A 12332-nucleotide genomic window follows, 5' to 3' on the forward strand; every position below is an offset into this window, starting at 1 on the left:
GAGCTGGCCGCGCGGCACCGACAGGAACGCACCGCGGAACGTCTCGGTGAAGTACGCGCCATAGATGAAGCCGAGCGTCAGCACGCCGGCGACGAACGGATCGATGTCGATCTGGTCCCAGCCCACCAGGTCGGTGAACTGGTTCAGCCAGATCTGGATGCTGTAGAACAACAGCAGCATCAGGACGAGATCGGGCACCGAGCGGATCAGCGTCGTATAACCGGTCGCGATCGCTCGCAACACCCGGTTGTGCGACAGCTTCGCCACCGCGCCGATCAGCCCCAGCGCCACCGCAGCGGCGAGCGACAGCACCGACAGCTCGATGGTCTGCACGGTGCCGGCCCAGAGGACGGGACCAAAGCCGTAAAGAAACACGCGCGTCTCCAGTGTTGATATGAACACCGGCGCGCATACCTGTCCCACGCCGGGCTGACGCGGATAGTCGCAAGCGAAATTGATTGTCTCAAATCACCGTGCCCGCGATTGCTGCGCCGCAGCAATTCGTCCCACCCTCTGCACGCACGGCCTACCCCACTGTTTCAAAAGGAAAAAACCCGCTTCCTGACAGTCAGATGACACGCAGGGAAGCGGGTTTTTTGCAATTTTCCGGTCGCTTTTTCGATATAGCGCCGCGGGCGGGTTTACCGCCCCTTCAGGATGTCGGAGCGCGAAGTCGTATAGACAAGTCCGTCCGGGCCGAAGTGGACGTTGAAGAACGCATCGGTGTTCACGCCGTCCTCGAGCCAGCGCCAGCTCCACACCGTCTCGGGCTTCAGCGGGTACTGCGCGATGTCGCCCGGCTTGCCGAGCAGGCGCCGCACCTCGTCCTCGTTCATCCCGGGCCGCACCTTCGCGAAATTCTCGGCAGTCAGCACCTGTGTCGCGCCGGTGTAGTGCCCGCTCGCGTCGAGATCGACGAACCAGGTCTGGTTGCCCATCGGGCCACGCGGATACTCGAGGCGCTTCGAGCCGTCGGTGAACGTGCGCTCGGTCTCGGGCTTGCCCATCGTGCCGCGCACGTCGGCCTCGGTCGACACGCCCGCCTTCAGCCCCTTGAGCAGCAGCGGCGCCGGCTTGATCGCGTTAAAAAAATCCCTGATGCGTTGCACGTCGAGATTGCCTTGCTTGTCGTCGCAGCCGGTCAGCGCCAGTGTGGCGGCCAGCATCGTCACGGGGAGCAGCCGGAAACGGAAAATCATCGGAAGAATTGCGCGTCGAGAAAACACGCGGCAAGGATACCCGTGCAACGCCAAAAGCGCGAGACGGGCGCGCGGCCCGTCTCGTGATCAATGCATCGTTTCGGTGTGCGTGTCGGCCTCGCGGCGCGCCGCCTGCGGCGCGCGCGCGACGGCCGGCGCCGCGCTGACCCGGCGCCGCGTGCGCACGAGTTCGGCAACCTGCCACGACCCGAGCGCCAGGCAGCCGAACAGCACCTCGCGGCCGCGCTTGACCAGCGCGAGCGACAGCGCGATCTCGCGATCGACGCCGAACATCTGCGCGAGCAGCACGACGGTCGCCTCCTGCACGCCGAGGCCGCCCGGCACCATGAACGCCGCATGCCGCACGGCCTGGGTCATCGCCTCGATCGCGATCGCGCCGCCGATCGATACCGGATGACCGAGCAACTCGAGCGCCCAGTAAATTTCCAGCGCGCCGAGCACGTAGCCGGACAGCTGCCAGAAGAACGCGCTGAACAGCAGCGCCGTGCGCGACATCAGCGCATCGATGTCGGCATCGAGCCGCCGGCCGTCGACGCCCTGCAGCAACCGGTGCGAATCGCCGAGCAGACGCCCCGCAAACCGCTCGATCGCATGGAAGATCCCGCCGCGCCGCATCAGCACGACGCCGAGCACCGGCAACGGCAGCGTCAGCACCAGCGCGAGGCCGATCGTGCCGCCGCCCATGTCGTGGGTGGTCGCGAGCAGCAGCACGAGGCCGAGCGCCGCGAACGCATACTGGACGACGATCGTCACCAGCACCTCGACGATCACCGACGCGGTCACGCGGCTCGCGTCAGGCACCTGCCAGCGCGCCATCCGGATGCCGACCAGCTCGCCGCCGATCCCGACCACGGGCAGCAGCCGGTTCACGGCCTCGCGCACGGTCGCGATCCACCACAGGAACGACAGCGACGCGCGCCGGTCGAGCAGCTGGTGCCACGCATACGCGTCGAGCAGCAGCGGCAGCGCATGGAACGGCACGAGCCACAACAACGCGAAGCCGGCGCGCTCGAGCATCTGCGACACGTCGCCGACGCCTTCATGCAGCCCGAGCGCGAGCAGGATCCCGATGCCGATCGGCCAGCCGAGCCATTTGATCCATCGGGTCATGACGGCTGCGCCCCCGCCTTGTGCGCCGCGAGCGTGCCGCGCTGGACCGCGCGCTGGCCGAACACGTCCGCGAAGCCGCCGGTCGCGACGCCGGCCGCGTGCAGCGCGGCCGCGACGCGCGGCGACAGCAGTGCATCGAGTTCGTCGACCGGACGGTAATCGGCCATCGTCGGCGTGATCGGGCCGTCGCCGGCTTCGGCCGGATGGCAGTAGATCTCGCCGACGCCTGGCGGCAGCGCGGCCAGCGCGTCGAGCAGCACGGCTTCGTCCATCGCGCCCGTATGCTCGATCCCGACCACGTAGTCGTTATGCGCGAGCCCCGCGCGATCGAGCCGCGCGCGCACCAGCGCGATCCACGGCTTGAGCAGCGCGGGCGCGCTCGTTTCGTACGGCAGCCGCACCGCGCGCAGCCCGTAGTCGCGGCCGATCTCGATGATCATCGACAGCACGGTCGGATGCAGGTGGAAATGCTTGTGCGCGTTCACGTGGTCGAGCGGCAGGCCGCTCGCCGCGAACGCGTCGAACTGCGCGCGAATCTCGCGGCGCAGCTGGGCACGCACGTGCGGCAGGAAGAAGAAGCGGCAGCCGTCCTTCGCCATCGCGTCGCCGAACCGCCCGTCGGGGCCGACGAGCGCGGGGATGTCATGCGCGGGCAGCGTGGCCGGGCCGTCCGCGAGCACCAGATGCAGGCCGACCGCGAGCGACGGCAGCCGCCGCGCGCGTTCGATCGCATCCTGTGCCGCGGGCGCACCGACCATCAGGCTCGCGGCGTTCAGCACGCCGTCGCGATGCGCGCGCTCGACCGCCGCGTTGACGCGCGGATGCAATCCGAAGTCGTCCGCGGTGAAGATCAGCGCCCGCGCCGCCCGCTGCGTCGTCACGAATCAGGCCTCGTGCGCGCGCAGGAAGCGGAAGAACTCGACGCCTTCGCGCAAACGGCGCTTCATCATGTCCCAGCTCGTCAGCATCTCGCGGACGATTTCCCAGATCTTCGACGGACGGAAATAGAACTGGCGATAGAACTGCTCGAGGTGGTGATAGATCTCGTCGCGCGACAGGTGCGCATAGCCGATCGCCGCGAGCTGCACGCCCTCCTTGCTGACCAGGTTGATGGTCTTGTTCTCTTCCATCCAGCCGTTCTCGACGGCCTGCTTGTAGAGCGTCGTGCCCGGATACGGCGCGGCGAGCGACACCTGGATCGTGTGCGGATTGATTTCCTTCGCGTACTCGATCGTCTTCTTGATGGTGTCCTGCGTCTCGCCCGGCAGGCCGAGGATGAAGGTGCCGTGGATCTTGATGCCGAGCTTCTTGCAGTCCGCGCTGAAGCGGCGCGCGAAATCGGTACGCACGCCCTTCTTGATGTTCACGAGGATCTGGTCGTCGCCGGATTCGAAGCCGACCAGCAGCAGGCGCAGGCCGTTTTCCTTCATGACCTTCAGCGTCTTGTACGGCACGTTCGCCTTCGCGTTGCACGACCACGTCATGCCGAGCTTGCCCAGGCCGATGGCGATGGCTTCGGCGCGCGGCAGGTCGTCGGTGAAGGTGTCGTCGTCGAACATCAGTTCCTTCACTTCCGGCATGTTGTCGCGGATCCACTTCGCTTCCGCGAGCACATTCTCGACCGAGCGCGTGCGGTAGCGATGGCCGCTGACCGTCTGCGGCCACAGGCAGAACGTGCAGCGCGACTTGCAGCCGCGGCCCGTGTAGATCGATACGTACGGATAGTTCAGGTAGCCGATGAAGTAGTTGTCGATCTTCAGGTCGCGCTTGTAGACGGGCGCGACGAACGGCAATTCGTCCATGTTCTCGAGGATCGGACGCGCTTCGTTGTGCTCGATCGAGCCGTCCTTCGCGCGCCAGCTCAAGCCCTTGATCTGCGGGAACGGCTTGCCTTCGGCGATTTCCTTGCAGGTGTAGTCGAATTCCTCGCGGCACACGAAGTCGATTGCCTCGCTCGCCGTGAGCGAGTTGTGCGGATCGACCATCACCTTCGCGCCGACCATGCCGACCAGCATCGACGGCTTCATCTTCTTCAGGTCCTGCGCGAACATCGCGTCGGTCGGGAACGACGGCGTGCTCGTGTGGATGATCACGAGGTCGTAGTCGTCGGCGATCTTCAGCGTCTCTTCGACCGACAGGCCGTCGGCCGGTGCGTCGACGACGCGGCTGCCCGGCACGAGCGCGGCCGGCTGCGCGAGCCACGTCGGGTACCAGAAGGAACGGATTTCGCGCTTCGCCTGATAGCGCGAGCCGGCTCCGCCGTCGAAGCCATCATACGAAGGGGCCTGCAAGAACAGCGTTTTCATGAATGCTCCGGTAGCCTGCATAGTTCGATTCGTTTCAACGATTCAGTCAATCAACCGCGGGCCGCCATGCCGGCGCCCGCCTCTCTGTCATGTCGCGTCGCGCGGCGTGGCCGCGCGGCGCGTCTCGGCCCTCGGGCCGGATTCGATCGGGAACGGGGAGGCACCGCCGGTTCCCTTCGGGACACGTCCGTCAGCGGCCGTCCCCGCCTTCCACGATCACCGTCGCGCGTTCGCCGCCGACGACCGTCATCCGCGCGCCGCGCCACACGACCTGCGTGCCGAACACGGCCGCAAGCCATTCGAGCGCGAGCAGCGTGTCGCGCACCGCGACGAGCGGCAGATCGCGCCAGAACGCGCGCCAGCCGTCCTCGCCGCGTGCGTGCAGCACGAGCCGCCCGAACGCGCCCACGACGGCCGCGCCCCCCGCCAGCGTGCCGGCGACGGTGCCGTCCAGACGCAGCGCGAGCGCCGCGCCGATCGCGAGCCACGGCGCGGTGAACGTGATGAACAGGAACGCGAAGCCTGCGGGATTCAGCGAACGGATGGTGCGCAACCAGCGCGTCTCGCGGTGCCACAGCGGCCCGAACGACGGCTCGATCACGTCGGTCGCGACCTCGACTTCCGACAGCACCGTGCGGCGCCCGAGACGGCGCGGCAGCTCGGCCAGCCAGAAGTCGTCGGCCAGCTCGTCCTTCAGCGCGACAAAACCGCCGATCCGGTCGAGCGTGTCGCGCGTCAGCGCCAGCGTCGCGCCGAAGCCGAAGCGGCTCGAGCGGCCGAGATGCGTGATCCGCACCGACGGCGCGAACCACGCGTCGACGAACTGCGCGCCGATCCGCGTCCAGAATCCGCCGACGCTGCGCGCATGATACAGGCACGTGACCACCCCGACCGACGCATCGGCGAGCGGCGCCGTCACGCGCTCCAGATAGTCCGGCTTCACCGCGATGTCGCTGTCCGCGATCACGATGCGGCCGTACTTCGCGCGTTCGGCAAGATTGATCAGGTTGCTGACCTTCAGGTTCTTGCCGTGCACGCGCGCGTCGATCACGAGCGTGATGTCGCATTCCGGATAGTCGGCGCGCAGCCGCTCGACGACGGCGATGGCCGGATCGGCCGCCGACGCGACCCCGAACAGCACTTCATGGCGCGGATGGCGCTGCTCGCAGAACGTCGCGAGGTTTTCATACAGGTGCGGCTCCGCGCCGCACAGCGGCTTGAGCACGCTGACGGGCTCGAAGCCGTCGCGTGCAGCGGTGCGCGGCGTGCGCGGGCGCGGCGCGAAGGCCGCGACGAGCGCATAGCCGGCCGCGGCCAGCGTAAACACGATCAGCAGCCAGTCGAGCAGCGTGACGGTCGGCGTCATGCGTGACGCCTCCCGGCGCCCCGGGCGTCATGCCGATCGAGCGAACCTGGTTGAACGTGATTGGATATTCCGACAGCGACGAACGCGGGCACGACCCGACTCCTTGTTCCAGCAGCGTCTGTACAGGGGAGGCACGGCCCATTCCCCGAAAGCGGCCACGTCCGGCTTCGCGTGGCCACACCCTCACGCGGCGCCCCAACGGGATGCGGGAAGATTCGAATGGCAAGCATCGGCACAACATGGACAGGCGCCGGATTTTAGCAGTCCGCGCCACCCCGTGCTTGGGCACCGCGCGAAACGGACTGGTGCAATTTCGGCAAAGCTGTGCGGCCGGCGAACCATTTTGGCGCGACCACGTTCACATTAGCGTAAGCGCATTGCAGGCGGATTGCAGTCTTGAAAATCAAACGTTTCGTGCAAATTTGTACGTCGATGCGAAGACACGCCCAATCCCCGTTAAGTTTGGTAATAATTCGACAATTAGATCGATTTTCGCAACGATCTCAGCGGGCTGCCTTGCATCCCTGAAAGGCGCATGGGTATCCGCGCGTCGCCAGCGCGTTCCGGAACCCTTTGGCAAAATCGTCGGCATCTGTTGCGCATGCGCATCACCGCGCTCCCTCCCTTTCGAAGGCCACCCGATGATCCCGTTTTCCGTACTCGATCTTGCCCCCATTCCAGCCGGTGCCGATGCCGCACAGGCATTCCGCAACACCGTCGATCTCGCGCAGCACGCGGAACGCCTCGGCTACCGGCGCTACTGGCTCGCGGAACATCACAACATGCCGGGCATCGCGAGCGCGGCGACCGCCGTCGTGATCGGCCATGTCGCGGGCGCCACGAAGACGATCCGCGTCGGGTCGGGCGGGATCATGCTGCCGAACCACGCGCCGCTCGTGATCGCCGAGCAGTTCGGCACGCTCGCGTCGCTGTATCCGGGGCGTATCGACCTCGGGCTCGGCCGCGCGCCCGGCACCGACCAGACCACGTCGCGCGCGCTGCGCCGCGACCTGGTCGGCAGCGCCGACGCGTTTCCGGACGACGTCGCCGAGCTGCAGCGCTACTTCGCGGAACCGGTGCCCGGCCAGCGCGTGCGCGCGGTGCCCGGCGCAGGGCTGGACGTGCCCGTGTGGCTGCTGGGTTCGAGTCTGTTCAGCGCGCAGCTGGCCGCGATGCTGGGGTTGCCGTTCGCGTTCGCGTCGCACTTCGCGCCGGACTACCTGATGCGCGCGCTCGAGCTCTATCGCGCGCAGTATCGCCCGTCGGCCGCATGGCCGAAGCCGCATGCGATGGTCGGGATCAACGTATTCGCGGCCGATACCGACGACGAGGCGCGGCGCCTGTTCACGTCGCTGCAGCAGCAGTTCATCAACCTGCGCCGCGGCACGCCGGGCAAGCTGCCGCAGCCCGTCGACGCGCTGGAAGCCAGCGAGTTCGAACTCGCGAACGTCGCGCATGCGCTGTCGTTCGCGGCCGTCGGCTCGCGCGATACGGTGCGCGACACGCTGCGCGACCGGATCGCGCAGACGGGCGCGGACGAAGTGATCATCACCGCGCAGATCCACGATCACGCCGCGCGCGTGCGCTCGTTCGAACTGGCCGCACAGGTCCGCGACGAACTGGCGAACGAACGCCGCTGACCGGCATGACGTACCCGCGCAGGCCGGTACGCCGGGCGGCACGTCACTGCGGGCGTACCGCCGCCAGTCCGTCGAGCAGCGCCTTGTGGAACGCGTCCGGATCCTGGATTTGCGGCGCATGCCCGAGCGCCGGGAATTCGACGAGCTGCGCGCCGGGGATCGCCGCCTGCGTGCGCTTCGCGAGTTCCGGGTAACGGCCGAGCTTCGCGTGCACGTCGGGCGGCGCCACGTCCTTGCCGATCGCGGTCGTGTCCTTGTCGCCGATCAGCAGCAGCGTCGGCACGCGGATCGCACCGAGCTCATAAACCACCGGCTGCGTGAGGATCATGTCGTAGATCAGCGCAGAATTCCACGCGACCGCGTCGCGGCCCGGGCCGCGATACATGCCGGCGAGCATCTGCACCCAGCGCTCATACGACGGCGCCCACTTGCCCGCGTAGTACGTCGCCTGCTCGTAGCGGCGGATGCCGTCCGCCGTTGTCTTCTGCTCGTGCGCATACCAGTAGTCGACCGACAGAGGCGGCACGCCGAGCGCCTTCCAGTCCTCGAGGCCGATCGGGTTCACCAGCACGAGCTGGTCGGTCGCCTTCGGGTACATCAGCGCGTAGCGCATCGCGAGCATCCCGCCTGTCGAATGGCCGACGAGCGTCGCCGATTTCACGCCGATCGACTCGAGCAGCGCATGCGTGTTGCGCGCGAGCTGCTGAAAGCTGTACTGGTAGCGCTCGGGCTTCGACGACTTGCAGAAGCCGATCTGGTCCGGCGCGAGCACGCGATAGCCGGCACGGCTCAGCACGCCGATCGTGTCCTCCCAGGTCGCCGCGCAGAAGTTCTTGCCGTGCAGCAGCACGACGGTGCGGCCATTCGGGTGCGCGGGCTGCACGTCCATGTACGTCATCTCGAGCGTTTCGCGCTGCGACAGGAACGCATAGCGGTGCTCCGGCTCCGGATAGGCGAAGCCTTCCAGGCGCGGGCCGTACGCGGGCCCGTCGTTGCCGGCCGGCGCCGGGGCGGTCGCGGCGACCGAGCTCGCGCATGCGGCGGCAACGCCCGCGCCGAGCACGGCGGCACGCGCAAGGGACAACATCTTGCAAATCGAAGGCATGGCGATCACGGTAAGGGGACATGCGCGCGGGCAGCCGGGCGGCTTCGCGCCCCGCGATTCTACGCGGTCGGGCTGACGACGGCGCGCAACACTCAATGGCCGCGCGACTTCCGCGCGCGCGATGAACTCGGGTATCGTGTGACGAGACCCTGAAACGCCTGCAGGCGAACACTCATGAAAAACGTCCTCAGCATTCAGTCGCACGTCATCTACGGACACGCCGGCAACAGCGCGGCCGTGTTCCCGATGCAGCGCCTCGGCGTCAACGTCTGGCCGCTCAACACGGTCCAGTTGTCGAATCACATGCAGTACGGCCACTGGGCCGGCAGCGCGATCGACGCGGCGAAGATGGAGCAGCTCGTCGACGGCGTCGCCGCGATCGGCGCGCTCAAACGCTGCGACGCGGTGCTGTCCGGCTTCGTCGGCTCGCCGGCGCAGGCGCGCGCAACCGTCGAGATCGTGCGCGCGGTGAAGGCGATGAACCCGAACGCGTGGTACTTCTGCGATCCGGCGATGGGCCAGACGGGCGGCATCCGGCCCGAGCCCGGCGTCGAGGAATTCATCGTCCAGGAAATGCCGGCGCTCGCGGACGGCATGTCGCCGAACCACACCGAGCTGCAGAAGCTCGCCGGGCGGCGCATCGAAACCGTCGCCGAAGCCGTCGACGCGTGCCGCGCGCTGATCCGTCGCGGCCCGCAGATCATCCTCGTCAAGCACCTGCACGACCGCAACAGCCCGGCCGACCGCTTCAACATGCTCGCCGTCACCGAAACCGAGGCGTGGATCGGCCAGCGCCCGCTGTATGCGTTTCCGCGCCATCCGGTCGGCGTCGGCGATCTCACCAGCGCCATCTTCGTCGCCCGACGGCTGCGCGGCGACTCGGTGCGCGCCGCGTTCGAGCACACGCTCGCGGCCGTGCACGCGGTCGTGAAGGCGACCTATGACGCCCGCCGCTACGAGCTCGAACTCGTCGCCGCGCAGGACGAAATCGCGCGCCCGAGCGAATGGTTCGGCGCGTGGGTGACCGACGCCTGACGCGCCCGCATCGCCACCCGCCACCACGTAGCGCCCCGTATCACCGCCACGTCCCCGGCGTGCCGCGCGCCGCCACCTCACCCCGCCACCCCGCCACCGCGCCACCCCGCCACCTCGCCGCCGCCCCTCGATCACCAGCGCAACGCCGCCAGCGCCCCGTCCGACCTGCACGTGCAAACGTTTCCGGACTTCACATGAATGACACCGAATCCTCGCTATGCTCGCGGCGGCACGCCCCGCGCAGCCGCATCCTGCGCCCAGGACGCGCCGACTTTTCCCGCATGTCCCGCCAAACGGCTCCCCCCTTTACCGCACGATAACGACCATGACCCGATCGAACCGTCGTGACTTCCTGCGCGCCGCCGCCGGCACTGCCGGCGCCGCCGCGCTGAACCTGTTCCCGCCCGCGATCCGCGATGCGCTCGCCATTCCCGCGAACCGCCGTACCGGCACGATTCGCGATATCGAACACATCGTGATCCTGATGCAGGAGAACCGCTCGTTCGACCATTACTTCGGCACGATGCGTGGTGTCCGCGGTTTCGGCGACCCCCGCCCGCTGCGCCTCGCGAACGGCAAGTCGGTGTTCCACCAGCCGGTCGGCCCGGCCGAGCTGCTGCCGTTCCACCCAGGTGCCGACAAGCTCGGCCTGCAGTTCCTGCAGGACCTGCCGCACGGCTGGCAGGACATGCACGCCGCGTGGAACAAGGGCCGCTATGACCAGTGGGTGCCGAACAAGGGCACCACGACGATGGCGTACCTGAAACGCGACGACATTCCGTTCCACTACCAGCTCGCCGACGCGTTCACGATCTGCGACGCGTACCACTGCGCGATTCCGAGCTCGACCGATCCGAACCGCTACTACATGTGGACCGGCTACGTCGGCAACGACGGCACGGGCGGCGGCCCGGTGCTCGGCAACGAGGAAAAGGGCTACGGCTGGACGACCTATCCGGAAGTGCTCGAGCAGGCCGGCGTGTCGTGGAAGATCTACCAGGACGTCGGCACCGGGCTCGACGCGAACGGCTCGTGGGGCTGGACGCAAAACCCGTATATCGGCAACTACGGCGACAACTCGCTGCTCTACTTCAACCAGTACCGCAGCGCGCTGCCCGGCACGCCGCTGTACGACAAGGCACGCACCGGCACCAACATCAGCGCCGGCGGCACGCTGTTCGACGTGCTGCAGCAGGACGTGAAGAACGGCACGCTGCCGCAGGTGTCGTGGATCTGCGCGCCGGAGGCGTACTCCGAGCATCCGAACTGGCCGGCGAACTATGGCGCGTGGTACATCGAGCAGGTGTTGAAGGTGCTCGTGTCGAATCCGGACGTGTGGAGCAAGACCGCGCTCTTCATCACCTACGACGAGAACGACGGCTTCTTCGACCACGTGCCGCCGCCGTTCGCGCCGCAGTCGCGCGACAACGGGCTGTCGACGGTCGCGACGACCAACGAGGTGTTTGCCGGCGACGCGTCGCACATGGCCGGCGCGTACGGGCTCGGGCCGCGCGTGCCGATGCTGGTCGTGTCGCCGTGGACCAAGGGCGGCTGGGTCTGCTCGCAAACCTTCGATCACACGTCGCTGCTGCAATTCATCGAAGCGCGTTTCGGCGCGCAGTATCCGGTCACGGCCGCCAACGTGTCGCCGTGGCGCCGCGCGGTGTGCGGCGACCTGACCTCGGCGTTCGAATTCGCGACCGCCGATGCCACGTGGCCGACGCTGCCCGACACGAGCGGCTATGCGCCGCCCGACCGCGTGCGGCACCCGGACTACATCCCGGTGCCGCCGGTACTGCAGACGCTGCCGAAACAGGAGGCCGGGCTGCGTCCCGCCCGTGCGCTGCCCTACGAGCTGTTCGTGCACGGCCGCGTCGAAGCCGCGAACGGGCAATTCCGGCTGACCTTCGCGAATACCGGTCGTGCCGGTGCCGCGTTCCAGGTGCAGTCGCGCAATCGCCTCGACGGCCCGTGGGCGTACACGGTCGAAGCCGGCAAGCGGATCGCCGATACGTGGAGCGCCGCGGCGTCGCTCGGCCTGTACGACCTCGACGTGTACGGCCCGAACGGCTTCTACTGTCATTTCCGCGGTCCGTTCGCAACCGGCACCGGCAGCGCGAACGTGAACCCCGAGGTGATCTACGGCTACGACGTCGCTAACGGCAACATCACGCTGCGCCTGATGAACCGCGGCCACCAGGCCGTGCGGCTCAAGGTGACGAGCGCATACGGCCACGACCACGCGCGCACGTTCGACCTCGCGCCGGGCACGCACGTCGACGACTACTGGGACCTGCGCGGCAGCCACGGCTGGTACGACCTGACCGTCAGCGACGGCCGCCTGCTCGGCTTCCTGCGCCGCTTCGCGGGCCACGTCGAGACCGGCCGCCCGAGCACGAGCGATCCGGCGATCCGCACGCACGCGTCGCACGACGACGCCGAAGCCGCGCCGGACGCACTGTCCGACTGACGACGCCGAACGCGGCGNCCGCCCGCCTGTACCCGCCTCCCGTTCGTTCGTGACGGGAAACTCCCGATACCGGCCGCCCG

At 67.9% G+C, this 12332-nt stretch carries 10 protein-coding genes; 3 read left to right on the plus strand and 7 right to left on the minus strand.

The genetic code is table 11. The features are described from left to right. The 6 genes from ACTJKF_RS29280 to hpnI form a co-directional block, all read right to left on the minus strand. Positions 1-375: ABC transporter permease subunit (locus ACTJKF_RS29280; RefSeq protein ID WP_440628402.1), on the minus strand; the 375-nt coding region annotated here is incomplete at its 3' end. A 266-nt stretch (positions 376-641) separates the two neighbouring features. Further along, positions 642-1199 (minus strand): hypothetical protein, encoded by a 558-nt coding sequence (locus tag ACTJKF_RS29285; protein ID WP_440628403.1) that lies wholly within the window; start codon positions 1197-1199, stop codon positions 642-644. An 87-nt stretch (positions 1200-1286) separates the two neighbouring features. Continuing rightward, positions 1287-2330 (minus strand): lysylphosphatidylglycerol synthase domain-containing protein, encoded by a 1044-nt coding sequence (locus tag ACTJKF_RS29290; protein WP_440628405.1) that lies wholly within the window; start codon positions 2328-2330, stop codon positions 1287-1289. Further along, positions 2327-3211 carry a hopanoid biosynthesis-associated protein HpnK gene (gene hpnK / locus ACTJKF_RS29295; protein ID WP_440628407.1) on the minus strand — a complete coding sequence of 295 codons (885 nt, stop codon included), beginning with the start codon at positions 3209-3211 and terminating at the stop codon, positions 2327-2329. The genes ACTJKF_RS29290 and hpnK overlap by 4 nt, the downstream gene beginning before the upstream one ends. A gap of 3 nt (positions 3212-3214) precedes the next feature. Further along, positions 3215-4657, minus strand: a complete 1443-nt coding sequence (gene hpnJ / locus ACTJKF_RS29300) for a hopanoid biosynthesis associated radical SAM protein HpnJ (RefSeq protein WP_440628409.1) — start codon at positions 4655-4657, stop codon at positions 3215-3217. A 169-nt stretch (positions 4658-4826) separates the two neighbouring features. Beyond that, positions 4827-6002 (minus strand): bacteriohopanetetrol glucosamine biosynthesis glycosyltransferase HpnI, encoded by a 1176-nt coding sequence (gene hpnI / locus ACTJKF_RS29305; RefSeq protein WP_440628411.1) that lies wholly within the window; start codon positions 6000-6002, stop codon positions 4827-4829. Between the two features lie 641 nt (positions 6003-6643). Between hpnI and ACTJKF_RS29310 the strand changes: the two genes are divergently transcribed. Continuing rightward, on the plus strand, positions 6644-7642 hold the full coding sequence (locus ACTJKF_RS29310) for an LLM class flavin-dependent oxidoreductase (protein WP_440628413.1): 999 nt from the start codon (positions 6644-6646) through the stop codon (positions 7640-7642). Positions 7643-7685: 43 nt separating this feature from the next. On the opposite strand, the gene ACTJKF_RS29315 is transcribed toward ACTJKF_RS29310, so the two are convergent. After that, positions 7686-8747, minus strand: a complete 1062-nt coding sequence (locus ACTJKF_RS29315) for an alpha/beta fold hydrolase (protein WP_440628415.1) — start codon at positions 8745-8747, stop codon at positions 7686-7688. A gap of 174 nt (positions 8748-8921) precedes the next feature. Here ACTJKF_RS29315 and pdxY point away from each other — a divergent pair, with 174 nt between their 5' ends. Together pdxY and ACTJKF_RS29325 are read left to right on the plus strand one after the other, a co-directional pair. After that, positions 8922-9782 (plus strand): pyridoxal kinase PdxY, encoded by an 861-nt coding sequence (gene pdxY / locus ACTJKF_RS29320; protein WP_440628417.1) that lies wholly within the window; start codon positions 8922-8924, stop codon positions 9780-9782. A gap of 325 nt (positions 9783-10107) precedes the next feature. Next, the gene (locus tag ACTJKF_RS29325; protein WP_440628419.1) at positions 10108-12252 is read left to right on the plus strand and encodes a phosphocholine-specific phospholipase C; all 2145 of its coding nucleotides are present in this window, start codon (positions 10108-10110) and stop codon (positions 12250-12252) included. Positions 12253-12332: the final 80 nt, after the last annotated feature.

The organism is Burkholderia sp. 22313 (assembly GCF_052045245.1).
Lineage (GTDB): Bacteria > Pseudomonadota > Gammaproteobacteria > Burkholderiales > Burkholderiaceae > Burkholderia.